The 24377-nt window shown below is 62.5% G+C and carries 30 protein-coding genes and 1 pseudogene; 22 read left to right on the forward strand and 9 right to left on the reverse strand.

All coding sequences use genetic code 11. The features are described 5' to 3' along the window. Position 1: 1 nt before the first annotated feature. The 6 genes from NIM87_RS10315 (at position 2) to NIM87_RS10340 (ending at position 4359) form a co-directional block, all read left to right on the forward strand. A complete protein-coding gene (locus NIM87_RS10315) occupies positions 2–802 on the forward strand; it encodes an ABC transporter permease (RefSeq protein WP_254674574.1) in 801 nt (266 codons plus the stop codon). A 78-nt stretch (positions 803–880) separates the two neighbouring features. After that, positions 881–1384: a pyridoxamine 5'-phosphate oxidase family protein gene (locus NIM87_RS10320; RefSeq protein ID WP_254674575.1), complete on the forward strand. Its 504-nt coding sequence runs from the start codon at positions 881–883 to the stop codon at positions 1382–1384. 374 nt (positions 1385–1758) lie between these two features. Then, the gene (locus NIM87_RS10325; protein WP_254674576.1) at positions 1759–2832 is read left to right on the forward strand and encodes a 3-deoxy-7-phosphoheptulonate synthase; all 1074 of its coding nucleotides are present in this window, start codon (positions 1759–1761) and stop codon (positions 2830–2832) included. Positions 2833–3098: 266 nt separating this feature from the next. Then, the gene (pgsA, locus tag NIM87_RS10330) at positions 3099–3665 is read left to right on the forward strand and encodes a CDP-diacylglycerol--glycerol-3-phosphate 3-phosphatidyltransferase (protein WP_254674577.1); all 567 of its coding nucleotides are present in this window, start codon (positions 3099–3101) and stop codon (positions 3663–3665) included. Then, on the forward strand, positions 3662–3913 hold the full coding sequence (locus NIM87_RS10335) for a MoaD/ThiS family protein (RefSeq protein WP_254674578.1): 252 nt from the start codon (positions 3662–3664) through the stop codon (positions 3911–3913). The genes pgsA and NIM87_RS10335 overlap by 4 nt, the downstream gene beginning before the upstream one ends. 2 nt (positions 3914–3915) lie before the next feature. Then, on the forward strand, positions 3916–4359 hold the full coding sequence (locus NIM87_RS10340) for a molybdenum cofactor biosynthesis protein MoaE (protein ID WP_254674579.1): 444 nt from the start codon (positions 3916–3918) through the stop codon (positions 4357–4359). A gap of 190 nt (positions 4360–4549) precedes the next feature. On the opposite strand, the gene NIM87_RS10345 is transcribed toward NIM87_RS10340, so the two are convergent. Continuing rightward, positions 4550–5440: a branched-chain amino acid aminotransferase gene (locus NIM87_RS10345; protein WP_254674580.1), complete on the reverse strand. Its 891-nt coding sequence runs from the start codon at positions 5438–5440 to the stop codon at positions 4550–4552. Between the two features lie 137 nt (positions 5441–5577). On the opposite strand from NIM87_RS10345, the gene NIM87_RS10350 reads away from it, so the two are divergent. Beyond that, positions 5578–6093, forward strand: a complete 516-nt coding sequence (locus NIM87_RS10350) for a MarR family winged helix-turn-helix transcriptional regulator (RefSeq protein WP_254674581.1) — start codon at positions 5578–5580, stop codon at positions 6091–6093. Between the two features lie 21 nt (positions 6094–6114). Next, entirely contained in the window at positions 6115–6630 is a 516-nt protein-coding gene (locus tag NIM87_RS10355) for a hypothetical protein (protein WP_254674582.1), read from the forward strand. Here NIM87_RS10355 and proC read toward each other — a convergent pair whose 3' ends face one another. The 4 genes from proC to NIM87_RS10375 all read right to left on the reverse strand — a co-directional run bounded on the left by proC (position 6631) and on the right by NIM87_RS10375 (position 9324). Next, a complete protein-coding gene (proC, locus tag NIM87_RS10360; RefSeq protein ID WP_254674583.1) occupies positions 6631–7452 on the reverse strand; it encodes a pyrroline-5-carboxylate reductase in 822 nt (273 codons plus the stop codon). It abuts the gene before it with no gap. Beyond that, entirely contained in the window at positions 7452–7952 is a 501-nt protein-coding gene (locus tag NIM87_RS10365; protein WP_254674584.1) for a type III secretion system chaperone family protein, read from the reverse strand. Before NIM87_RS10365 ends, proC begins: the two co-directional genes overlap by 1 nt. 379 nt (positions 7953–8331) lie before the next feature. Continuing rightward, positions 8332–9057 (reverse strand): metallophosphoesterase family protein, encoded by a 726-nt coding sequence (locus NIM87_RS10370; RefSeq protein ID WP_254674585.1) that lies wholly within the window; start codon positions 9055–9057, stop codon positions 8332–8334. Positions 9058–9072: 15 nt separating this feature from the next. Beyond that, complete coding sequence (locus NIM87_RS10375; RefSeq protein WP_254674586.1) at positions 9073–9324, reverse strand: accessory factor UbiK family protein; 252 nt, start codon at positions 9322–9324, stop codon at positions 9073–9075. Positions 9325–9623: 299 nt separating this feature from the next. Between NIM87_RS10375 and NIM87_RS10380 the strand changes: the two are divergent. The 8 genes and pseudogenes from NIM87_RS10380 to pth form a co-directional block, all read left to right on the forward strand. Further along, positions 9624–9855 (forward strand): annotated as a pseudogene (locus NIM87_RS10380) (GIY-YIG nuclease family protein); the annotation flags it as partial. A 545-nt stretch (positions 9856–10400) separates the two neighbouring features. Beyond that, the gene (gene lgt / locus NIM87_RS10385; protein ID WP_254674587.1) at positions 10401–11225 is read left to right on the forward strand and encodes a prolipoprotein diacylglyceryl transferase; all 825 of its coding nucleotides are present in this window, start codon (positions 10401–10403) and stop codon (positions 11223–11225) included. Beyond that, on the forward strand, positions 11222–12307 hold the full coding sequence (locus tag NIM87_RS10390; protein WP_254674588.1) for a class I SAM-dependent methyltransferase: 1086 nt from the start codon (positions 11222–11224) through the stop codon (positions 12305–12307). Before lgt ends, NIM87_RS10390 begins: the two co-directional genes overlap by 4 nt. A 41-nt stretch (positions 12308–12348) precedes the next feature. Beyond that, positions 12349–13065, forward strand: a complete 717-nt coding sequence (gene pgeF / locus NIM87_RS10395; RefSeq protein WP_254674810.1) for a peptidoglycan editing factor PgeF — start codon at positions 12349–12351, stop codon at positions 13063–13065. Positions 13066–13182: 117 nt separating this feature from the next. Beyond that, on the forward strand, positions 13183–14115 hold the full coding sequence (locus tag NIM87_RS10400) for a ribose-phosphate pyrophosphokinase (protein WP_254674589.1): 933 nt from the start codon (positions 13183–13185) through the stop codon (positions 14113–14115). 101 nt (positions 14116–14216) lie between these two features. Then, on the forward strand, positions 14217–14573 hold the full coding sequence (locus tag NIM87_RS10405) for a YciI family protein (RefSeq protein WP_254674590.1): 357 nt from the start codon (positions 14217–14219) through the stop codon (positions 14571–14573). Positions 14574–14714: 141 nt separating this feature from the next. Beyond that, the gene (locus tag NIM87_RS10410) at positions 14715–15341 is read left to right on the forward strand and encodes a 50S ribosomal protein L25/general stress protein Ctc (RefSeq protein WP_254674591.1); all 627 of its coding nucleotides are present in this window, start codon (positions 14715–14717) and stop codon (positions 15339–15341) included. 72 nt (positions 15342–15413) lie between these two features. Next, a complete protein-coding gene (gene pth, locus NIM87_RS10415; protein WP_254674592.1) occupies positions 15414–16124 on the forward strand; it encodes an aminoacyl-tRNA hydrolase in 711 nt (236 codons plus the stop codon). A gap of 10 nt (positions 16125–16134) precedes the next feature. Here pth and melA read toward each other — a convergent pair whose 3' ends face one another. Next, positions 16135–17487, reverse strand: coding sequence for an alpha-glucosidase/alpha-galactosidase (gene melA / locus NIM87_RS10420; protein WP_254674593.1), 1353 nt, complete (start codon positions 17485–17487; stop codon positions 16135–16137). A 1048-nt stretch (positions 17488–18535) separates the two neighbouring features. Continuing rightward, the gene (gene ychF / locus NIM87_RS10425; protein WP_254674594.1) at positions 18536–19633 is read right to left on the reverse strand and encodes a redox-regulated ATPase YchF; all 1098 of its coding nucleotides are present in this window, start codon (positions 19631–19633) and stop codon (positions 18536–18538) included. A 300-nt stretch (positions 19634–19933) separates the two neighbouring features. Between ychF and NIM87_RS10430 the strand changes: the two genes are divergently transcribed. The 6 genes from NIM87_RS10430 to NIM87_RS10455 all read left to right on the forward strand — a co-directional run bounded on the left by NIM87_RS10430 (position 19934) and on the right by NIM87_RS10455 (position 23477). Continuing rightward, entirely contained in the window at positions 19934–20413 is a 480-nt protein-coding gene (locus NIM87_RS10430) for a MaoC family dehydratase (protein WP_254674595.1), read from the forward strand. Beyond that, on the forward strand, positions 20410–20967 hold the full coding sequence (locus NIM87_RS10435) for a MaoC family dehydratase (RefSeq protein WP_254674596.1): 558 nt from the start codon (positions 20410–20412) through the stop codon (positions 20965–20967). Before NIM87_RS10430 ends, NIM87_RS10435 begins: the two co-directional genes overlap by 4 nt. A 31-nt stretch (positions 20968–20998) precedes the next feature. Then, the gene (locus NIM87_RS10440; RefSeq protein ID WP_254674597.1) at positions 20999–21343 is read left to right on the forward strand and encodes a hypothetical protein; all 345 of its coding nucleotides are present in this window, start codon (positions 20999–21001) and stop codon (positions 21341–21343) included. Between the two features lie 137 nt (positions 21344–21480). Next, a complete protein-coding gene (locus NIM87_RS10445) occupies positions 21481–22500 on the forward strand; it encodes a TerC family protein (protein ID WP_254674598.1) in 1020 nt (339 codons plus the stop codon). A gap of 97 nt (positions 22501–22597) precedes the next feature. Beyond that, positions 22598–23011: a VOC family protein gene (locus NIM87_RS10450; protein WP_254674599.1), complete on the forward strand. Its 414-nt coding sequence runs from the start codon at positions 22598–22600 to the stop codon at positions 23009–23011. A 64-nt stretch (positions 23012–23075) separates the two neighbouring features. Then, entirely contained in the window at positions 23076–23477 is a 402-nt protein-coding gene (locus NIM87_RS10455; protein ID WP_254674600.1) for a GFA family protein, read from the forward strand. A 12-nt stretch (positions 23478–23489) separates the two neighbouring features. Here NIM87_RS10455 and NIM87_RS10460 read toward each other — a convergent pair whose 3' ends face one another. Continuing rightward, positions 23490–24023, reverse strand: coding sequence for an adenine phosphoribosyltransferase (locus NIM87_RS10460; RefSeq protein WP_254674601.1), 534 nt, complete (start codon positions 24021–24023; stop codon positions 23490–23492). A gap of 25 nt (positions 24024–24048) precedes the next feature. After that, entirely contained in the window at positions 24049–24243 is a 195-nt protein-coding gene (locus NIM87_RS10465) for a hypothetical protein (protein WP_254674602.1), read from the reverse strand. Positions 24244–24377: the final 134 nt, after the last annotated feature.

Raw genomic sequence — 24377 nt, forward strand, 5'->3', positions numbered from 1 at the left:
CATGTCCAGCATCCTCAGGGTCATCCCCCATCTGGTCGGCATCCATATTCGCACCCATATGGAATATCGAGGCGCCCTGCTCATCGGCTGGATCGCCCAGGCCATTGGCTACGCCGGCATCTATGCCTCCATCGCCCTGCTGTTGGCGCGCTTTGAAAATCTTGGCGGCTGGACCTGGCCGCAAATGGCTCTGCTGCTCGCCTTCCACCTCCTCGCCTATGCCCTGGGCGCCGCCGTCAGCTTCGTGCAGTTTCGCGACATGGAGGAAAAGGTTCGGCTCGGCACCTTCGACGCCATCCTCGTCAAACCCATTGGCCCGTGGACCTTTCTCGCCTTTTCCGGTCTCAATATTGAATATGGCGGTCACATTGCCTTGGCCATCGGCCTGATGGTCTGGTCGGTCTCCAGCCTCTCCATCGACTGGTCGCCCGGCCTCGTCCTCTATTTCCTCGCTGCCCTCATCAGCGCCGCCATGCTGACCGCCGCGCTCATGACCATGATTGGTGCGACCGCGCTCATCTGGGTGCGCTCGCGGCACCTGTTCGCGATCTATTTCGGCTTCTGGGAACTGGCGCGCTACCCGCTCAATATCTTTCCCCTGCCACTACAGGTGATGATGATCACCGTCGCGCCGCTCGGTTTCCTGGCCTTCATCCCCACCGCGGTAATGCTGGGCAAGCCCGTCCCCATTCTGGGCGATTTTGCGCCCCTCGCTTCCCTGCTTGTCGGCCCCCTGTTTGTCCTCATCGCAATGGCCCATTGGCGCCATTGCCTGCGCAACTACCAGGGCGCCGGCGGCTGATCGCAGAAGTGATGGCGTCGTCGGCAACCGGCGGCACACCGTTCCGTTCTCCTTCCACCGGTTTGAAGGAGTTCGGACATGACCGACGACAACAACGACCATCTCTCGCAAGACGAAGCAGTCGATCGCATCTGGAAGCTGGCTGAAAAGATCGATATCTGCATGTTCACCACCTGGGATGGCGAGCAGCAGCGCAGCCGCCCCATGTCGGCGCGCGTCAGGCGCGACGAACACGCCATCTATTTCCTCACCGACCTGGAAGGCCACAAGCTCACCGAGATCGACAAGTTCCCCCATGTATCACTCGCCTGGGCTGACAATGGCGGCCACAAATATGTGGTCATTGCAGGCGAAGCCGAAGTGTCCAACGACCGCGACAAGATCCATGAACTCTGGGAAGCTTTCGACAGAGCCTGGTGGGACGATGAGCACGACCCCCGCATACGCCTCCTCAAGGTGACGCCGGACGACGGCGAAGTCTGGGATAGTCCCAACATGCTCGTCTCCGGCGCCAAAATGCTGGTCGCCGCGGCCACCGGCGCCAAGCCCGAGATGGGCGAAACCGGCAAGGCGGAGCTGTAGGGCGCATCGTCCGTCAAACACCGTTCCGCCCTTGGGCCTGACCCGAGGGCCCGCCTTGGCGGGCAAGGTTTCAGCTCTGGGCAACCTGTGTCAGTCGGGGTGGTCTGCGGCTCAAGCCGAGGGCGGCAGGACGCCCAACCGTAATTCCACCCCGACCAAAGTCGGGACTCGACAAGCCTGCCACTCGTCGCTAACAATCGCCGCCATGACCAACGCCGCGACCTTCTTTTGGTATTTTAGCTATCCGCTCCCGGCGGAGGCTATCGCGCGCGTGTTCTGACCCCAGACCAAAACACCAAACCGCAAGCCAGCCGCCCGACTTCCGAGGCGGCTTTTTTGTTGGCCGCTTCGAGCAACCCTCGAAAGACCGACAAATGCTCAAATCCACCGACGACCTGCGCATCGCTGAAATCAAACCGCTGCCCACGCCCATCGACGTGATGCGCACCCATCCGCGCACCGATGCTGCCACGCGCACCGTGATCACCGCCCGCCACGACTTCCACAATATCCTGACCGGTGCCGATGACCGCCTCGCCGTCATTGTCGGACCCTGCTCCATCCACGATCCACAAGCGGCCATGGACTACGCCCGCCGCCTTGCACCCCTCCGTGAAGAGCTGGGCGACCGCCTTGAAATCATCATGCGGGTCTATTTCGAAAAGCCCCGCACCACGGTGGGCTGGAAGGGGCTGATCAACGACCCCGATCTCGATGGCAGCTTCAACATCACCCAGGGGCTGCACACCGCCCGCACCTTGCTGCTCGATATCGCCAATCTCGGCCTGCCCGCCGCTTGTGAATTCCTCGATATGACCACGCCGCAATACCTGGCCGACCTCGTCGCCTGGGCCGCCATTGGCGCGCGGACAACCGAAAGCCAGATCCATCGCGAGCTGGCCTCGGGCCTTTCCTGCCCTGTCGGTTTCAAGAACGGCACCGACGGCAATGTGAAGATCGCCCTCGACGCCGTCCTCTCCGCTGCCCAGCCGCACCATTTCATGGCCGTCACCAAGGGCGGGCGCTCGGCGATTGCCGCCACCACCGGCAATGAGGACTGTCACATCATCCTGCGCGGCGGCAAAACCACCAATTACGACGCAGAAAGCGTCGATGCCGCCGCCATGGCCGCCAAGAAAGCCGGTCTCAACCCAGCCATCCTGATCGACGCCAGCCACGCGAATTCGTCGAAAAACCCCGAAAACCAGCCCCTGGTCCTGGCCGACATCGGTGTTCAGCTGGCCAATGGCGACAAGCGCATCATCGGCGTCATGGTCGAATCCAATCTGGTTGCAGGCCGCCAAGATCTGGTCCCCGGCCAGGACCTTGTCTATGGCCAGTCCATCACCGACGGCTGCATCGACTGGGATACCACCGTCACGGCCCTCCGCGCCCTCGCCGAGGCCGTCGAACAGCGCCGCGCAGTCAACAGGAAGGCGGTTGCGTAACACCCCCACCCTTGATCCCTCCTCACAAGGGGGTGAGAGGCGCAGGCTGCGGCGGTTCGGTTCTTTCTGCACCCTCCCCCCTGTGGGGAGGGAAGCTGAGCAGGACTTAGCTTGCTAAGTCCGTTGCAAAGCAGGGTGGGGGTGCCGCCGGCCTATCCCCAATCCCGATCAATCCCTCCCCCTATCAGGGGGAGGTTAGGTGGGGGTATCCACTCAAGAAACACATCCCGCTTGACCCCTCCCCCGCCATCCTGTTCTCTCGCGCCATGAACCGGAACCCGCTCTTTCTCGTCCCCAATATCATCACCATCGCCCGCATTCTGGCGATCATCCCCATTGCCGCCCTGGTGATGTCCGGCGACACGACGGCGCGATCAGTCGCCCTGTTTCTCTACATTGTCGCGGCCACCAGTGACTGGGTTGACGGCTACCTCGCGCGCGCCTGGAACCAATATTCCGATCTCGGCCGCATGCTCGACCCCATTGCCGACAAGCTGCTGGTGGGCATTCTCATCGCCGCCTTCGCATGGGATGGCAGTCTTTCCGCGCTCGACATGATCCCGGCCATCGCCATTCTGTTGCGCGAATTCTTCATTCCCGGCCTGCGTGAATTTCTCGGCAACAAGACCGTCGTCCTGCCGGTCACTCAGCTCGCCAAGTGGAAAACCACCATCCAGCTGATCGCCTTGGGCCTGGTTCTCGCCGAACCCATCGTCCCTGGCCTGTCTTTCGTCTCGGACCTCGTGCTCTGGATCGCTGGCGCCATCACCCTCTGGACCGGATGGAATTATCTCCGTGCCTCCTGGCCGCATCTGTCGGGCGTGGGCAAATGAAAGTCCTCTACTTCGCTTGGCTGCGCGAGCGTCTCAACCGCGCCAGCGACGAGGTGTCCCCACCCCCCGACGTAAGAACCCTGGCCGATCTCGTCGCCTGGCTTCGGAGCCAGGACGACGCCCTCGACCACGCCATGGCCAATCCGGCAATTTTCAAGCTCTCCCGCGACGCCCGCATCGTTCCCTGGGACACCCCGCTTGCCGGCGCCCGCGAGGTGGCCATCCTGCCCCCCATGACCGGTGGCTAGCCATGATCCGCGTCACCGCCGACCCCTTTGATCCGGGTGCCGAGGCCAATGCCTTCCAGGCTTCCCATGTCGAAGCCGGCGCCATGGTCACCTTCACCGGCATCGTTCGCTCGCGGCCAGACGACCCGATCACCGCACTCATCCTCGAATGCTATCCCGCGCTGGCTGAAAACGAACTCGCCGCCATCCGCAACACCGCCATGGTCCGCTTCGGCCTCATTGATGCGGGTATCATCCACCGCCACGGCCGCCTTGTGCCCGGCGAAACCATCATGATGGTGATGACCCTCGCTCCCCACCGCCAGGCCGCCTTCGACGGCGCGGCCTTCCTCATGGACTACCTCAAGACCGGCGCCCCCTTCTGGAAACAGGAGGAGACAGCCGCCGGACTGCGATGGGTCGAGGCAAAGCAAGAAGACGACGCTGCAAGGGATCGGTGGCAATAACCCCCTCATCCGCCGCTACGCGCCACCTTCTCCCCGAGGGGGAGAAGAATGAGTCGGCGCTCGCCTCTAATTCCTCGCCCCCTCGGGGAGAGGTGGCTCGGCGAAGCCGAGTCGGTGAGGGGGATGTAGCCACAAACAAAAAAGCCGGGGCAAAAACCCCGGCCTTCTGAAGTCCAAACGCGGAAAACCCTTATTCCGCCGCTGCCTTCTTGGGCTGCACCGCCCGCGCATAGGCATCGATCAGCGTCCGGCAGGCATCGCCCGGCGTGAACTTGTACTCCCCGATCAGCGACACCGGCGTCACTTCTGCCGCCGTGCCGGTCAGGAAGCATTCGTCGAACTGGCTCAGTTCCTCGGGCATAATGTGCCGTTCGGTGACGGTGTAGCCATTTTCCTTGGCGAGACCAATCAGCGTCTGGCGGGTAATGCCATTGAGGAAGCAGTCCGGCGTCGGCGTCGTGATGTCCTTGCCCTTGACGAAAAACACATTGGCGCCGGTCGCCTCGGCCACATAGCCGCGATAGTCCAGCATCAGCGCATCCGAATAGCCATTGGCCATGGCCGCGTCTTTCGACAGCGTGCAGATCATGTAAAGACCAGCCGCCTTGGCCGAGGACGGAATGGTTTCCGGGCTCGGACGCTTCCAGCGGCTCCACTCAAGGCGAATGCCCTTGAGCTTTTCCTCGACCGAGAAATAGCTCGGCCACACCCAGGCGGCGATCGCCAGATGCACCGTGTTGTTCCGGGCCGGCACCGAAAGTTCTTCCGAACCGCGCCAGGCCACCGGACGCACATAAGCATCCACCAGATTGTTCTTTTCCAGCACCAGCGCCTTGGCCGCCTCGATCTCGTCGACGCTATAGGGCATGGGCATATCGAGCGTTGCCGCCGAGCGGATCAGCCGCTCTGTGTGCTCGCGCGACTTGAAGATTTCGCCGCCATAAGCGCGCTCACCCTCGAATACGGAACTGGCGTAGTGCAGCCCGTGCGTCAGCACGTGCACCTTCGCGTCTTTCCAGGGTTTGAGTTCGCCATCAAACCAGATCCAGCCTTCACGCTGGTCCATAGGCAGGCCTGCCATTGTTCCTCTCCGAAATCCGTGGTCTGTGCCAGTTCTTGCCGAACGGGCTGTTTCGTCAATCATGCATCAGGGTCATACCCTTGGCAAACCTGAACGGCTTTGGGATAAGACGAAGCGGCGGCGCTGACGGAGGGACCATGCCAGCGGACCAAAAGAATGTCAACAAGGCTGACATAAATTCGCTGGCGGGACAGGCGCACCTTCCGCTCGACATCATGGGGCTGTTCTTTTTCGCCTACCGCGATTTCACCGGCGACGCCGATGCCCTGCTCGAACGGCAGGGTTTTGGCCGCGCCCACCATCGCGTCCTCTACTTCGTCAACCTGCGGCCCGGCATGCCGGTGGCCGACTTGCTCGATATTCTCAAGATCACCAAGCAGAGCCTGGCCCGCGTGCTGCGCCAGCTGATCGACAATGGCTATGTCGAGCAACGCACCGGCCACGCCGACCGGCGGCAGCGTCTGCTGCATGCCACCGACAAGGGCCGCGAATTTTTTGGCCAGCTGTCGGCCACCCAGGCCAGCCGCATTGATTCAGCGATCAAGGCGATGCCGCCCGAGGCCGCCCATGTGGTGCGGCAATTCCTGGTCGGCATGGTCGATCCCGCCGACAGGCCGGTGCTTGATCGATTGAGTCTCACGGCCAAACTGTAATCAGGCGTCGAGGGGGTTGCCGTGACTGTGACTGCCCCGCGCGACGCCAATAGCGCCCAGATCCTCGCCCACATGGCCGCCGCCATGACCCACATCGGGGCCAACCGCCTCGTGGATGCTGCTGCGCAATACCATGCCTGCCTGCGCCACCCGGCGCTGGCCAGGTTTCCCGCCGCTCGTGCCGAAGTGCTGGCCAACTACGGCACCGTGCTGCTGCAAAGAGCGCGCTTGATTGCCGATACGGGTGACAGCGAACGTCGCCTGGACCTTGCAATTGCCATGCTTGTCCAGGCACGCATCGGCTCGCTCCTGACCAATGCCAGCCAGCTGCGGACGATCATCGATTCCAATCTGGCTCTGGCCTATCTGGAACGCGACCGCGTTGCCGGCCGCCACGTTGATCTAATTTCCGCCCAGCTTGCGCTCGACAGAGCCGAAGCCGCCACGGATCAAGCCGATAGCGACCTGCACCCGTGGATCCAGTCCATTCGCGACACAGTGTCAAAGCGTATGGAGCATCAACGCCATCCGCGTTGATTAACCGCGCCCCAGTTCCTCGCTGCGCTTGCGCGCGGCTTCGACGGTTCGACCGATGAGCGGCGTCAGGCCGTCATCGGCCATCAGCACCGCCAGCGCTGCCGCCGTGGTGCCGTTTGGCGAGGTCACATTCTGCCGCAACACGCTCGCCGGCGCCGCATCGGCTTCCAGCAGCGCGGCCGAACCCACGACCGTCTGGCGCGCCAGCTGCATCGCCACCGCAGCATCCAGCCCCTGCGCCACCCCGGCTGCGGCCAGAGCCTCCACCAGGTTGAACACATAGGCCGGGCCGGACCCGGACACCGCCGTCACCGCATCAAGATCGCCCTCGGCATCGAACCAGGCCACCTGCCCGGCCGCCGACAACAGCGCATCGACAGCTTCGCGATCCTCGGGACCAATGTCAGCCCCGGCAACCGCGCCGGTGATCCCCTTGCCGATCTGCGCCGGCGTATTGGGCATGGTCCGCACCACGCGCGCCGTGTCGAGGCCCGCCGAGAGCTTTTCGATGGAAATACCGGCGGCAATCGAAAGCACCAGCGTCTGCGGACCGATGACGGGCTTGAGGCCCTCCATCACCGCACCGATGATCTGCGGCTTGACCGCGAGCACCAGCACATTGGGCTCAAGCCCCGCGGCTTCCCCATGCACCACCAGCCCATAGTCTAGGGCAAATTCCTGGGTCGCCGCGCTCGGCGCCGGATCAACCAGCACCAGATTGCTCGCGGGCAGCCCGGCGTCGAGCCAGCCGCGCGCCAGGGCCATCCCCATCTTGCCGGCGCCCACCAGCATCACTGGCCCAAGGCCCCGCAAATTTGTCATCAGGCTTCGCCCACAGTCTCGAACATCACATGGCTCAGTGCGTCGCCGGCCGATTTACCGGCCCACACCACGAACTGAAACGCCTGGTAATAAAGATCGCAGCTATCGCTGGCCGAGCGCAACAGCGCCTCGCACTGCTGCGGCGACACATCGGCACCGCCGGTCAGCAGGTGCGAATTGCGAAACAGCACCACGCCTTCCTTGTGCCAGATGTCGAAATGGCCGATCCACAGCTGCTCATTGATCAGGCTGATCAATTGCTTGATTTCGGCCCGGCGCCCCTCGGGCACCTTAAGGTCGAAAGCGCAGGCAATGTGCAGGCTTTCCAGATCTTCCATCCAGTTGAACGACACGTGATAGTCGCTCCACCCGCCGCGAACGGAAATGGAGATTTCGTCGGCGTCCTGCCGCTCGAAAGTCCAGTCGTTGATCGATGCGATGTGCTCGACCAGGTCCACCGGATGGGCCACTCGATCGGGCTCGTATTCAATCAGGGACATGAAAAAGTCCGTCCTCAAAAGGCGTTAGTCGGTAGTGCAGCCACATGGCCACCGCTCGTCGGATACGCAGGAGAAACAAACTTCGCCGCAACTACGGCACTCGAATCGTCCTTGGGATGAACCCTACACCGCGCCATTGATTCAGGGCACGCGGGGGACGGGGAGAACTCCAATCTCTTGTGGATGATGATTGGGCTGCGCTGGTTAACGAAAGATTAACGCCGTCCGGCACGCTGTACCAGAATGGCAAATCTCCCATGGTTTAGACGCTTTCCACTGTCTTGCCTCGGCCACGGCCTCTTCTCCTCCCCCGATCAGGGGGAGGCAGGGTGGGGGTCTCCAAACGCATTTCCGTCGCAGGGAGCCATGCGGCCACCCCCTACCCCAGCGTCTCCGGTCCGGCCCAGCCAAAGCGGATCGCCTCGCCCCAGCCCGGAAAGCCATTGGCCTCCGCCATGCGCGCCGCTGCCTCGGCATCATAGGGCACGCCGATCAGCATGGTCTGCCAGCCGCCGCGCCGCTTTTCGATCACCGCATAATGCGCATCAGGTGTTCCGCGCACCAATTGCATGCCCACCGATCCGGGATTGGCAATCAATCGCCCGTCCGGGAGCCGCAGCGTGCGCGCAATATGGGTGTGCCCGCAAAGGATCACGGGATGCACGATGCCCACGGCCTCGCGCGCAACCTCAGCCTCCGAAGGCAGCACCGTGGTTCGGCCATTGTAGAAATTATCGAGCCAGGCCGCCTCGTCGTCCGCCGGCGTGCCATGGCACAAAAACACCGCGTCCCCCACGCTCGCCGTGGCCGGCAAACTCCCGAGCCAGTCGAGGTGCGCCGCACCGAGGCATTCGCGTGCAAACACATCCACCGACCAGGGCTCGGCGCGCCGCGATGGGTCCAGCACCCAGCGATCATGATTGCCGCGGATCGAAATGGCGCCCAGCGCCATGATCCGCTCTGCCGCGCCCGCCGGATCTATCGGCCCGCTGACATGGTCCCCCAGGCACACCACCGCATCAAAGCTCTGGCGCGCCATATCCTCGAGCACGGCGTCAAGCGCCGGCACATTGCCGTGAACGTCGGAAAGGACCGCTACGCGCAAACCGGGACCCGGGCGTCAGGACTTGGACTTATCGCCCGCAAGCGCCGCCAGTTGCGCCCGCAGCGCCTCGATTTCCTCGCCCTGCACCTGCACCAGCTCACGCAGCGCATCGAAATCCTCGCGCTTGACCAGGTCCATGTCATTGACGATCCGCGTCGCCTGAGACTTCACCACCGTCTCGACCTCGCGCCGCACCCCGTCAGCCACCCCGGCCGCCTCATTCATGACGCGCCCCAACCCATCAAAAATCCGATTGCTCTGGTTCATGGCACGGCTCCGGCTCGTGTGAGAATTGTTCTGCACGATATGTAGGGCACACGCAGGAACTTGACCAGTGCGGCGGATTGGTGCGGGACTGGCTTGTTAGGGGTCGGCACCGAGCTTCAGCTTTGCCCTGATGTCTCCACCCTCTCCGGCTGTCACCCCGGGCCTGACCCCGGGCCCATCCTGAGATGCCCTCGCGCGTGTTGAACGCCTGTTGGAGCAGGTGGGTGCACCAGGATCGCCCACCCACTGGCCGTCACCCTCGGGCTTGACCCGAGGGCTCTGTACTTGAAGAAGCCGGAATGGGCGGCTTCGTTTACATCCTCGCCAATATGCGTCGGGGGCGCACCTACATCGGTGTGACCAGCGACCTGGTTCGTCGCGTCTATGAACACCGAGAAGGGCTGGTGTCGGGCTACACCAAGGCGCGTGACATCAAGCGGCTTCTCGCTCAAGCGCTGGTACAGCCGCTGGAAGCAAGACCCGATCGAGCAGCATAACCCGGAATGGCGCGATCTCTGGGTCTTTCCGTGGAGCGAACCAACCTCGATGCGCTCCTCCCCCTATCAGGGGGAGGCTGGGTGGGGGTATCCAACAAGAAACTTATCCCCGCCTCTCAACCATCCCCCATACTTCCCTCCATCCCCACCGGCAACACGCGGTGCCGACGAAGCATCGGGTGGGGAGACGGGCCGCACGGTGTCGATCGGGCGGGGCGTGTAAGCTGACCACCGGCCGCTCAACCGAAGCGAATGGCGACAGGCGGCGATGGATGTCTAAAAACATCCGGGCCCAAGGTCTGCGCCGACAGCCAAGGGGATGAGCACCTGCAAGGGGGCCGCTCGAGGCATGCGTCAGAAATCCCGATCGTGGGAAGCGGCTTTCGCCTCTTCTTTACTAAAACCTTCGGGGCGAAAGCCGCTTTTCACCGTGTCACCGTAAGCCGCAGGGCCGGGCGGCGTCGAACCATGTCCGCACCGCCTCATGCTCACCCTTGAACCGCCGGCGGCATCGGGTTACGGCACTCACGGTGCTGCCATGATTTGACGGCATGCCGGTCGGACCCGCGGAGACAATCCTTGCCCTTCCCCAATATCGACCCCATCGCCATTGCCATCGGCCCTATCGCCATTCGCTGGTATGCGCTGGCCTATCTCTTCGGCGTGCTGCTCGGCGCCGCCTATGGCTATCTGCTGCTGGCCAATGAGCGGCTTTGGCATCGCGGCCGCCCGCCCTTCCCTGCCAAGGACATCTGGGACTTTGCCTTCTGGACCATGCTGGCCATCGTCATCGGCGGGCGCGTGGGCTATGTGCTGTTCTACAACCTGCCCTATTATCTCGAAAATCCGGGCCAGATCATCAACACGCTCGACGGCGGCATGTCCTATCATGGCGGCATGCTCGGGCTGATGCTGGCCGTCGTGGTCTTCAGCATCCGCCGGGGAGGCAATTGGCTCTCCGGGCTCGACCTGATCGCCGCCGTCGCCACCATCGGCATCTTCCTTGGCCGCATCGCCAATTTCATCAATGCCGAGCTTTATGGCGCGCCAACCACCGTGCCCTGGGGCGTCGTCTTCCCCACCGATCCATTGCAAGTCGCCCGCCACCCCAGCCAACTTTATGAAGCCGCGCTTGAGGGCCTTCTGCTGTTCCTCATCATCCGTGTCGCCACCCACATCTTCTATGCGCTGCGCAAGCCGGGCCTGGTCGCCGGCATATTCGCCATTGGCTATGCGCTCTCGCGTATCCTGGTCGAATTCGTGCGCCTGCCCGATGTGCAGCTCGGTTATCTCTATGGCGACTGGCTCACCATGGGCCAGGTGTTGAGCCTGCCTATTCTCTTGGGCGGCCTCGTCCTCGTTCTCTATGCGGCCACCCGCCGCGAAAACCCGTTGCGCCCATGACCTCGACCGAAACCCTCACCCTCGAACAGCAGATCGACCTGCAGATCCGCACGTCCGGCCCCATCTCGGTTGCCACCTATATGGGCCTCTGCCTGACCCATCCCTCCAAGGGCTACTATCGCGCCGCCGACCCACTCGGCGCCAAGGGCGATTTCGTCACCGCCCCGGAAATCTCGCAGATGTTCGGCGAACTGATCGGCTTCTGGCTTGTCAATCTCTGGCAGCAGATGGACCAGCCCAAGAGCTTTACCCTGCTCGAACTCGGCCCCGGCCGCGGCACGCTGATGGCCGACATATTGCGTGTCGCCTGTCGCGCCCCGGGTTTTCGCGATGGTCTGAACCTTCGGCTTTTTGAAACCAGCCCAGGGCTGATGGCCGAGCAGAAGGCTCGCCTCGAGGTCTACGACCCCAAATGGCTGCAGGACTTCGAGACGTTCGATGCTGGCCCGGTGCTGGTCATCGCCAATGAATTCTTTGATGCCCTGCCCATCCGCCAGTTCGTGCGCAAGTCAGATGGCTGGCACGAGCGCCAGGTGGGGCTGGTCGAGGGGAAGCGCGCCTTTGGTCTCTCGCCCACGCCCATTCCCGCCACCGCCATGCCCGATGCCGTCGCCAATGCCGAACCCGACACCATGCTCGAAGTCTGTTTTGCTGCCGCCGAAGTGCTGACGCGGCTGGGCAAGGTCGTCAGCCGGCAGGGCGGCGCCGTGCTGGCAATCGACTATGGCTATGCCACCACCCAGACCGGCGACACCCTCCAGGGCGTCCGCCGCCACGCCTATGCCGATGTGCTCGAAGCCCCAGGCGACACCGATCTTTCGGCCCATGTCGATTTCGGCGCGCTGGGCAATGTCGCCCGCAGCACCGGCCTCGCCACCCAGCCGCTGGCGACCCAGGGCCAGTTCCTCGCGCGCCTCGGCATTGGCGAACGCGCCGCCGCGCTCACCGGCGCCAACCCCGCCTCGGCGCCCGATATCCGCGCTGCCCACGACCGCCTCGTCGGCCAGGACCAGATGGGCACCCTCTTCAAGGTCTTCTGCGCGCATAGCCCCGGCCTCGCGCCTGTGGGGTTCACCGCGTGAGCGTCCCTAGGGAACAGGCGCCCGGCCTGGCCGCCCTGCCCATGCTCCGTCACGGCTTCTTCGGTCGCGCCGGTGGCGTGTCCAAGGGAGAATTTGAAGGGCTCAACGTCTCCCTCTCCATGGGCGACGACCCAGCTGCCGTTGACGCCAACCGCCAGGCCATTGCGGCCACGCTGGCCTCTGGTCCGCTTGTCATCCTCAAGCAGATCCATTCCACTCGCGTAGAGACCATCACCGCGCCCATCGCCCCCGGCTCTGTCGATGCCGATGCTATGGTCACCGCCACGCCCGGCCTGGCGCTGGGCATTCTCACTGCGGACTGTACGCCGATCCTTTTCGCTGATCCCGAGGCAGGCATCATCGGCGCGGCCCATGCCGGCTGGCGTGGCGCGGCCGATGGCATCATTGGCAACACCATTGCCGCCATGGCCGCACTGGGCGCCGAACCATCGCGCGTCCGCGCGGCCATCGGCCCCACCATTTCGCGCGAAAACTACGAAGTGGGCGACCAGTTCCGCGCCGATTTCCTCGCGCTCCATCCTGGCGGCGCGCACCACTTCTTCACCCCGTCGGGTGGAAAAGCGCATTTCGACTTGCCTGGCTTTGTCATCGAACAGCTGCACGCCGCCGGGGTCGCAGGCGTCGAGCAGGTCGGTGCCTGCACCTATGCCGCGCCCGAGCGCTATTTCTCCCATCGCTATGCCACCCACCAGCACACTCGAACCGGCCGCCAGATCGCCGTCATCGGAATGACATGAGGTTTATTTACCGATCATCCCAAAGTGCCGTTGTCAGGTCCGAGACGACCCGCTAAAGCTGCCCGCGAAACTGGAAGGTCCCGCCCCCGAGGGACCGGTTGAGACAGGATCGCGCGCATGAAGCTGGTGACCGGCAATTCCAATCGCCCTCTGGCTCAGGCCGTCGCCAGTTATCTCGAGCTTCCTTTGACCGATTGTACGGTCAAGCGCTTTGCCGACAAGGAAGTGTATGTGGAGGTGCACGAGAACGTGCGCGGCGAGGACGTATTCATCCTCCAGTCCACCAGCTATCCGGCCAATGACAATCTGATGGAGCTGCTGATCATCACCGACGCGCTGCGCCGGTCCTCGGCCCGCCGCGTCACCGCCGTGCTGCCCTATTTCGGCTACGCCCGGCAGGACCGCAAATCAGCGCCCCGCACCCCCATCTCCGCCAAGCTGGTATCAAACCTCATCACCGAAGCCGGCGCCAACCGCGTGCTGACCCTCGACCTGCACGCCGCCCAGATCCAGGGCTTCTTCGATATTCCGACCGACAACCTGACCGCCGCGCCCGTCATGGTCCGCGACATCAAGGACAATTACGACGTCAAGAACGTCATGATCGTCTCGCCGGACGTCGGCGGTGTGGTGCGCGCCCGCAATGTCGCCAGCCGCATTGGCGCCAACCTCGCCATCGTCGACAAACGCCGCCCCCGCGCCGGCGTTTCCGAAGTCATGAACATTATCGGCGATGTCTCGGGGCAGACCTGCATTCTCATCGACGACATCGTCGACTCAGGCGGCACCCTGGTCAACGCCGCCGAGGCCCTGCTCAAAGCTGGCGCCAAGCAAGTCTCAGCCTATCTGACCCACGGCGTTCTCTCCGAAGGCGCGTCCGAGCGCATCGCCGCATCCAAGCTCAAGGAACTGGTGGTTACCGATTCCATCCTTGATACCGAAGCGACCAAGGCTGCGGCCAATATCCGCCGCATGAGCATCGCCCCGCTGATTGGCGAAGCCATTGCCCGCACTGCCAGCGAACAAAGCGTCTCCAGCCTGTTCGACTGAAGTGTCGCCTGGGAGGTGACCCCAGGAAAGCGGCGAGCAAAGCTATCCTCCGAACGTCCTCCGGCGTTATGCTTGGGCCACACTCAGGCAGGGAGGCCAATATGCCACGTTTTCTCGCACTCTATATGGGCACGCAGGATTCCGAAGTGCAGCGGGCCTGGGCAAGCCTTTCCGACGCCGAAAAGGCCGACCGCTCCCAGCGCGCCATGACCGAATGGGGCCAGTGGGCCGAGCGGCACCAGCACGTTATCGTCGATATGGGCGCGCCTTTGGGCAAGACCTTGCTGGCATCGCCCGATGGTATTTCGCCCACGCGCAATGCCATTACAGCCTATGTCATTGTCGAGGCGGCCTCGCACGAAGAAGCGGCGCAGATGTTCAGGAGCCATCCCCATTTTACGATCTTTCCGGGCACCGGCGTCGAAATCCTCCAATGCCTGCCCATGCCGGGGGCATAAGGCAGCAGCAGCGGCCGGAATCCCTTGCTCATGCCCGCCCTTTCCTCTATATCCCGCCGCCATGAAGCGCTCGTCACCCCTGGAGGACGGGCGCGTATGCCGTTGAGATGACGCCATACACCAACCCAATGGATGCTTTCCATGGCTGATACTAAGGTGCTCAAGGCACAGGCGCGTGACGGAGTGGGCAAGGGGGCCGCTCGCGAAACCCGTCGTCAGGGACGTGTTCCCGCTGTTATTTATGGTGACAAGAAGCCCCCCGTCACCGTCTCCGTGGCCTATAAGGACGCGCTGAAGTTCATCTACGCCGGTGGCTTCAAGTCGCACGTGCTCGACCTCGACGTCGACGGCACGATCCACAAGGTCATCCCGCGCGATTACCAGCTTGACGTCGTTATGGACCAGCCGGTCCACATCGACTTCCTGCGCGTTTCGGGCAGCTCCAAGCTGCACGTCGAAGTGCACGTGGCCTTCATCAACGAAGAAAAGAGCCCCGGCCTGAAGCGCGGTGGCACGCTCAACGTTGTGCGTCACACCGTGGAACTGATTGCTCCGGCCAACGCCATCCCCGAAGCCGTCACGGTTGACCTTACTGGCACTGAAATCGGTGACTCGCTGCACATTTCCGCCGTCACCCTGCCCAAGGGCGTGACGCCGGCCATCACCGATCGCGACTTCACCATCGCGACCCTGGTTGCTCCCTCGGGCCTCAAGTCCTCCGACGCAGCCGGCGGTTCCGACGACGAAGCCGCTGCCGACGCGGAGTAATCTCCCGCTACAGCGACAGCTTTGCTGAGGCGGCCCCACGGCCGCCTCACTCATTTCGTAAGGGTCGTCTCCATGAAACTGCTTGTTGGCCTTGGCAATCCCGGCGCCCAATATGCCGGCAACCGCCACAATATCGGCTTCATGGCCATCGATGCCCTGGCTTCGGCCCATGGCATTTCTACATGGAAAACCAAGCATTCCGGCCTTGTGGCCGAGGGCACCGTGGGCGGCGAGCGCGTGTTGCTCCTCAAGCCCCAGACCTTCATGAACAAGTCGGGCGACAGCGTCCAGCAGGCCGCACGCTTCTTCAAGATCGCTAATGCCGACATCGTGGTGTTTTACGACGAACTCGACCTCGCGCCGGGCAAGGTGCGCGTCAAGGTCGGCGGCGGCAATGGTGGCCACAATGGCCTGCGCTCCATCGACCCCCAGATCGGGCTCGACTACAAGCGCGTGCGCCTGGGCATTGGCCATCCCGGCAAGGAGAATGTGACCCATCACGTGCTGAGCGACTTCGCCAAGGCCGACAAGGCCTGGCTCGATCCGCTACTCGACGAAATCGCCCGCCAGGCGCCGCTCCTACTCAATGGCGACGACGCCGGCTTCATGAACAAGCTGGCGCTGGCCGTGAAGAGCGACGAGCCCCAAAAGGCCGAAAAGCCGGCCCCCAAGGCCCAGAGCCACATCCGCCAGGCCCGGGACACCAAGCCCCAGGCCGAGTTGCCGAAGTCCGGCCCCATGGCCGACATGCTGAGCAAGCTCTTCGGCAATAAGGGCGAATAACCCCGCTCGCCTATTTGCCGCCCCGCGCCCATTCCGGCAGCCAGGCGCCATGAGCCGCGATCAACTCGTCCACTAGGCTCCAAATCTGGTCGAGGTCGAGTTCGGCCGCCGTATGCGGGTCCATCATGGCGGCATGATAGATGTGCTCGCGCTTCTCCTCCACCAGCGCCCGCACCGTCAGCTCCTGAACATTGATATTGGTGCGCATCAATGCCGTCAGCTGCGGCGGCAAATCACCGATAAATGTGGGCTGCAGACCATTGTCATCGACCAGGCACGGCACTTCCACCGCCGCCGCGTCGGGCAACGAGGTGATGACCCCATTATTGCGCAGATTGCCGTAAATCACCGAAGGCTCGCCCGTCCAAACCGAATTGACGATGGAGCTGGCATATTCCTTGGATGGCTTCACCGTGATCGTGTCGGCGGAACGATACTGCTCTGAAGTCTTCTTCCAACTCTCGATCTGCTCGACACAGCGCTTGGGATATTCATCGAGCGGAATGCCGTATTTCTCGATCAGGTCTTCGCGCCCTTCCTTGATGAAATAGGGCGTATATTCGGCAAAGTGCTCAGAGCTTTCGGTTACGAAATAGCCCAGCCGCGTCATCATCTCATAACGCACCTTGTTGGGGCAGCGCGGGTTCCAGCCGGGCTTGGGGGCTCGTCCCTCCCGATAGCCACGCAGCAGGTCGGGATAGAGGTCCTTGTAAGTGCCGTCCGGCTGGCGATGCTCGAACTTGAGGTAAAACGCCATGTGGTTGATACCGGCCGAGCGGTAGCGGATCTCCTCGTAGGGAATGTCGAGGTCATGGGCCAATTCCATGGCCGTACCCTGCACCGAGTGGCACAATCCCACCTGCTTGATGCTCGGATATTTTTCCGCGATTGCCCAGGTGTTGATGGCCATCGGGTTCACATATTGGAGCATGACCGCATCCGGCGCGACGGCCAGCATGTCCTCGCAAATGCTCCAGAGGTGCGGAACAGTTCGCAGTCCACGCATAATCCCGCCCACGCCCAGCGTGTCGGCAATGGTCTGGCGCAGATTGTACTTTTTGGGCACTTCGAAATCGACGACCGTCGATGGCTCATAGCCCCCGATCTGGAAGCAGACGACAACGAAATTGGTCCCGTCGAGCGCCGCCCGCTGATCCGAATAGGTCGTTACGGTCGCCGAAGCGCCAAGCGTCGAGATCAGCTTGTCGGCAATGATCGCGCTCTCTTCGAGCCGCTGCGGATTGATGTCCATGAGCCGGATTTCCGCGCCAGCCAGCGCAGGCCGGTGCAGGATGTCGCCGACAATGTTCTTCATGAACACAGACGAGCCTGCACCGATAAAGGTGATTTTTGGATTGGCCATGGGGTATGCTCCGTTGGTGGCCGAGAACCGGCCTGCGGCTCCTCCGGCCGCCTTTTCTCAATGCTATCGGGTGCCGCCAAACTTGCAATCCGGCATCAAAGCCCCTTCTTCCGGTTTTCTAAGAATTTTTGACGTCAGGGGTTTCGCGTTGGTCGCCCCTGCCGAGCCTCCGACTGCAACGCTTGACCGGTTAGGGACGCGCACAATCGCCGGACGGCATAGCTGCCTCCGGTATCTGGGTTGGACGTGTCCCGAGGCGCGTGCGTCTCAGTAAATTTGAATAAATAGAGACGTCGCCGCCTCGGAACGCCGGGTTTTTCCCGCGCATCCGGACCCCTTTTGATCGCTCGTCGCAAGGTGATCCGATGGGCAGGCGAGCCCTGGAGCGACCCAGTCTCACCGGCTCCCCCGCAAAAGTTCGCTGCAGTCCGTCCACCGCGGGGTGATGGAGGAAATATGGGGGACGGTGGAGGGGCCGGGGATAAATTTCTTGTTGGATACCCCCACCCAGCCTCCCCCTGATAGGGGGAGGAGCGCATCAAGGGCGGATGGCAAGGACTCGCCCCGTTTCGAACGTTGAAACCACGGGATCGAAGGGTCAAAACCCGCCATATTCACACCCTCCGCGCGTCACCCTCGGCCTTGCGCCGAAGGCTCTTCACTTGGCGCTGTCATTCCAGCGACTGCGTCGGTGAAGGCGTCGACTGCTGGTCGTAACGTAGACCTGGCCAAGCTTCCAGCAACCAGAAGCAAAGAGGCCGAGGGTGACGGGCGGTGGGTGTTGATGGACAATGTAAGGGTGAAGACACCAGGACAAAGCTAGAAGACTGGTGTCGCCCCGTTGCGGTCGTTTGATGATTCCAAAGCGCGGCGCTGTCGCATCTGCGCCAAAACATCGTGGGCATATTCGTCTAGCTGGAAGACGACGGCAGCTGGCAGTGCAACTGGGGCGATCTGGTCGACTATCGCGGTGGCCGGGCAAGTAAAAGGCCGGCACCCGCGGGGCACCGGCCTTGATCAATGAGCCAGACGTGTCTTGTGTCTGGGACTAAACGTTGAACTTGAACAGCATCACGTCGCCATCCTTGACGACATAGTCCTTACCTTCGTCGCGCGCCTTGCCCGCTTCCTTGGCCGGCACTTCGCCGCCCAGCGTCACGAAATCCTCATAGCCGATGGTCTGGGCCCGGATGAAGCCGCGCTCGAAATCGGTATGGATGACGCCCGCTGCCTGCGGGGCCCGGTCGCCCTTGTGGATGGTCCAGGCACGTGTTTCCTTCGGACCCACAGTGAAATAGGTCTGCAGGTGCAGAAGGTCATAGGCGGCGCGGATCAGGCGATTGAGGCCCGGTTGGTCGAGACCCAGGGATTCCAGATATTCAGCCTGCTCCGCATCCGGGAGCTGGGCCAGCTGGCTTTCGATCTCAGCGGAAATGATCACCATGCCGGCGTCATGCGAGCGGGCATAATCCTCCACCCGCTTGGACAGCTCGTTGCCCGTGGCGGCCGAACCCTCATCGACATTGCACACATAGAGCACCGGCTTGCTGGTCAGCAATTGCAGCTCGGCGAAGGCCTTTTCCTCCTCGGCCTCGCGCTTGACGAAGCGGGCGGATTTGCCATCGCGTAGCAGCACCAGCGCGCGATCAATCAGCTCAAGCGTCAGCTTGGCATCCTTGTCATTGCCCTTGGCCTTCTTCTCAACGCCAGCGCGGCGCTTTTCGAGGCTTTCGAGATCGGCCAGCATCAGCTCAGTTTCAACCACCTCGGCATCGGCCAGCGGATCGACCCGGTTGGACACGTGAATGACGTTGGGGTCTTCAAAGCAGCGCAGCACATAGGCGATGGCGTCGGTTTCGCGGATATTGGCCAGGAACTGGTTGCCCAGTCCTTCGCCCTGCGACGCGCCCTTCACGAGGCCGGCAATGTCCACAAAACTCATGCGCGCCGGCAGGATATTGATTGATTTGCCCACAGCTGCCAGTTTTTCCAGCCGCGGATCGGGTACTGAGACCTCGCCCACATTGGGCTCGATGGTGCAGAACGGAAAATTGGCTGCCTGAGCGGCGGCGGTGCGGGTCAATGCATTGAAAAGCGTCGACTTGCCGACATTCGGCAGGCCGACAATGCCCATCTTGAAGCCCATGGGTATCTCCGGGAAAATGTTGCGCTCCAATTGGGCGGGATCGGGTGAGATGTCAATGTTTGCTCAGGAGTCGATGGCCATTTCTCAAGAGCACCCCACCCTTGATCCCTCCCACAAGAGGGAGGGAGACGATGAACAGGATACGCTCGGGCCTGCGTCACCCCGCTCTTGATAGGAGGGAATGAGGGGGTGATACCGGAAGCCGCACAAACTGGGTTCCCCGGGCCCCCTTTAGCCCGCTATGCCTTGCCCCGAACAGAAACTCGTGGCAAAAGCACCGTTGACGTATAGGGCAAGCAAATGACCAATCCTGTCACTCATGATCGGCGTCATTTCGAAGACCTCGCCGTGGGCGAAGTCATCGACCTGGGCCACACCACTGTCAGCAAAGACATGATCATCACCTTTGCGCGCGAATTCGATCCCTTCCCATTTCACCTCGATGAGGAAGCGGCCAAGACGAGCCTGCTCGGTGGCCTGGCCTCCAGCGGCTGGCAGACCGGCGGGTTGAGCCTCAAGATGCTGGTCGACAGTTTCCTATCTAAGATCGCGTCCTGCGGCGGCCTGGGGTTCAACGACCTCAAATGGAAGACCCCGGTCATGGTTGGCGACACTATTGGCGGCACCGTCACCATTGCCGAGTTGCGCCGCTCGTCCAGCCATCCGCAATGGGGCATTGTCACCATGGATTTTGACGTCCGCAACCAGAAGGACAAGCCGGTCATGACCATGCGCCTGGCCAATCTGGTCGAGTGCCGCCAAGCGGAGGTGCCGGCATGACGCGCTGGTTCGAGGACATCACCATCGACGAGGATTTCCCGCTCGGCAGCCACACCTTTTCCGCCGAGGAGATCATCCGCTTTGCCACTCTCTACGACCCGCAGTATTTTCATGTCGACCCCGAGCTGGCCAAGCAGAGCCATTTTGGCGGGCTGATTGCTTCGGGCTGGCACACCGTCAGCGTCGGCCACCGCAAAATGGTCGATGCGCTGTTTGCCGAAGAAGACCGCCTGCGCGGCCTCGGGCAGGAGCCGGGCGTGTCAGGGCCCTCCCCCGGCGTCAATTCCATGGAGTTCAAGGCGCCGGTCCGCCCCGGCGACACGGTCACCTATACGCTGACCGTCACCGGCAAGCGGGCGTCCAATTCCATTCCGGGCTGGGGCCTTCTGTTCAATCGCCTGGTGGCAATCAACCAGCACGGTGAGATGGTCTATAAATCCGACCTGGTCGGCTTCTCCAAGCTGCGCGACTATCAGATGCCGGCCAAACTGCGAGTGTTGCTCGCGCTCACCAAAGTGCCCGTTCTCGGAAAGCTGATCAGCCGTCGCTCTTGATCGGGGCATGCCGGGTCGGCATGCTCAGCCTATGCGCCGATTCGCCCTTTGCCTCGCCCTCACCGCCCTGTCCGCCACGCCGGCTCTCGCCCAGGCCTATCAGGGCAATTGGAGCTGTCGCGACGCCACCACCAATCGGGCGGGCATCCTGACCATTTATGGCGAGGTCTATGGCTGGGCCTCGCGCACCGCCAATGATCCCAATTCGGGCACCGGCTCGCTGACCCCCTATCAGGATGGCGTCGGCTTTAACGACGGCAATTTGCGCGCCAATGGCGCCATCCAGGCCGGGCGCCTGGTCGACGATGCCAACTTCGGCTCGGCCTTGCAGCTGGAAACCGCCGAAGCCATCGTCATGTTGTGCACCCCGCGCTAGCCTTCCCCCAAAGCAGGGGTTGAACTTTGTTGCCCTTTCGCGCATTTATGAGGGGCAGTGCCGGGCCCCTCTGGTCATAGCCCCTTGCTATGGCGATGTCGGAACTGCTCCACAATTCACATGGAGAAGGTCCGGCGATGGAATCGCTTCTTGCCGCCCTTTCGGGCGATTTTCTCGGTACTCCCGTCTATTTCTGGGTCGCGTTCATCGCGATCGTCATTGGCCTGCTTGTTTTCGACCTCGGCATCCTCCACCGCGATGAGCACGAGATCGAAGCCAAGGAGAGCCTGCTGCTCTATGGCTTTTATGTCTTGATTGCCCTGGCGTTCGGCGCTTGGGTGTGGTTCCAGCGCGGCGCGACGGCGGGGCTGGAGTTCTATACCGGCTATCTGATCGAACAATCGCTGGCGATGGACAATATGTTCGTCATTGCCACGATATTCGGCTTCCTCGGCATCCCCCGGCTCTATCAACACCGCGTGCTGTTCTGGGGTATTCTGGGTGTCATCCTGTTCCGCGCCGTGCTCATCGGCTTGGGTGCAGCGCTGGTCTACCAGTTCAACTGGGTCCTCTTCCTGTTCGGCGCCTTCCTGGTGTTCACCGGCATTCGCATGTTCAGCCATTCCGATGAAGAGCCGGACATCGAGGCCAACCCTGTCCTCAAATTCCTGCGCAAGCGCTTCCGCATTACCAATGAGTTGCGCGGCCGCCACTTTGCGGTCAGGGAACCTGATCCGAAAACCGGCAAGCTCGTCACCTGGTTGACCCCGCTGGCGGTGGCGCTGATCATGGTCGAAGTCGTCGACCTGATCTTTGCCGTCGACTCGGTGCCTGCCGTCTTTGCGGTCACCCAGGATACGTTCATCGTTTATACGTCCAACATCTTCGCCATCCTGGGCCTGCGGGCGCTCTACTTCGCACTGGCCGCGGCGATGAACCGCTTCCGCTACCTGCAGATTTCGCTGGCGATCATCCTGGTGCTGATCGGCATCAAGATCTTCCTGGTGCCCCTGCACATCCACATCGACACCCTGCTCTCGCTGGTGATCACGCTGGCCATTCTTGCGGGCGGCGTTCTCTACTCCTTGTGGAAGACACGCAACGAGCCCGACGTCAGCGCCGAGCAGAAGCCGGAAACGGGACAGCTCGAGCCTTGATCACAACTTTATCCCCGGCCCCTGCGGCCGGGGAACTTGCACCAGTCTTGCCGCAATTGCCGATTAACGAATTGTCAAACGACAAGGAGACCGGCAAATGGGCGCCATCCACGAAATCGTCTTTGATTGTGTCAAGCCGGCCGTTCTGGCCCCCTTCTGGGCCGAGCTGCTGGAGGGGTACCAGGTCCGCCAGGGCGACGGCACGGATGCCGCGATCAGCCTGGCCCTGGGCCTCGACCCGGACACGCCCAGCACCGTCATGCTCGACGGTCCCGGCCCCTCCATATGCTTCCAGAATGTCGACGGTCAGCGCCCCGACAACAACCGTGTCCATTTCGACGTTGAGGTTGGCGACCGCGCCACTGAAGTGGAACGCCTCAAGGAAGTCGGCGCTACGGTAGACCGCGTGCTCCCCACGTATACGGTCATGCGCGACCCCGAAGGCAACCAGTTCTGCCTCGTGGATCAGCGGCAGCAGGAACTGGCCGAGGCAGTCACGCAGGCGGCATGACCTCCTGACAGGCGCTGTCGCTGGCTCGCTTCACTCTGGCGCTATCAGAATGAAGGAGACAGCAATGACCCTGACCGCATCCTGCCATTGCGGCGCCACCCGGATCGCGCTGCCCAGCCAGCCGAGCGAAGCAAAGTCCTGCAATTGCAGCTACTGTGCCCGCACCGGTGCCGTCTGGGCCTATTACCGCCCCGACGAGCTTGAATTCCTCTCGCGCGGCGGCGAAACCACCTACTCGTCCCGCGGCGTGAATCTGCACCATTTCTGCGCCACTTGCGGCATGCAGACCTGGGGCGACAGCCCGGATTGGGCATCGCTCTACAACGCCGACGGCACGCCCAAGCAGCATGGCGGCGAAGGGGCCATGCCAACCGAACGGATCTATGCCGTCAATCTCCGGCTGATCGATGACCTCGACTGGTCTGCGGTCAAAATCGAGCAGATGGACGGGCGCAAAAACTGGTAGGCGGGAACGGGCTCAGTGCCCGTCAAACGCCATCAGCGCCGAGACGGTTACGCCCTCGGCCTTGAGCTTGGCCGCACCGCCAATATCGGGCAGGTCGATGACAAAGGCCGCATCGTCGCAAACCGCGCCGGTGCGGCGCAGCAGGCCCACGGCGGCAATGGCCGTGCCACCCGTGGCGATCAGGTCGTCGACCAGCAGCACCTTGTGCAGCGGCCCGACCACATCGGCGTGTATCTCGATTGTGTCCACGCCATATTCGAGCGCGTAGTTCTGGCCGATCGTTTCACCGGGCAGCTTGCCCTTCTTGCGCACCGGCACAAACCCGGCGCCCAGCGCGATGGCGACGCCCGCTCCAAAGATGAACCCGCGCGCCTCGATGCCGGCGACATGGGTAATGCCCTCCCCCCGATAGCCGGCGGCGATGCGCTCGACACTCTCACGGAAACCTTCGGGATGCTCGATCAGGGTCGTAATGTCCCGGAACAGAATGCCCTTCTTGGGATAGTCCGGGATCGTGCGGACGAGCGACTTCAGGTCGAGCGACATGGATGGCCTTGAATGGGAGAAAAGGTCAGGACTTGTTACGGCCTAGCACATGGCGGGCGATGACGCCGGCATTGTAGGCCACATTGCGCGTGGTGCTGATTGCAGTTTCACGCGCCTTGGGATTGTTGACGACAGCCTGCACACTGGCACGCACCACCGGATGGCGGCTCATGGCAATCGCGGTGCTGACCACAGTAACGGCAAGGCGAACGGCGGACATCGCAGTCTCCTTCAACAACCCGAACGTTCTGCAATATCGCGACTGCGGGGCGCCATGACAAGGGCCTCACGGCGCTGGAACCAAACAAAAGGGCCCCGGCGGGGGCCCTTTCAAATTATGCCTTGACCGTGCCT

It is taken from the genome of Devosia ureilytica (genome assembly GCF_024273195.1).
Taxonomy (GTDB): domain Bacteria; phylum Pseudomonadota; class Alphaproteobacteria; order Rhizobiales; family Devosiaceae; genus Devosia; species Devosia ureilytica.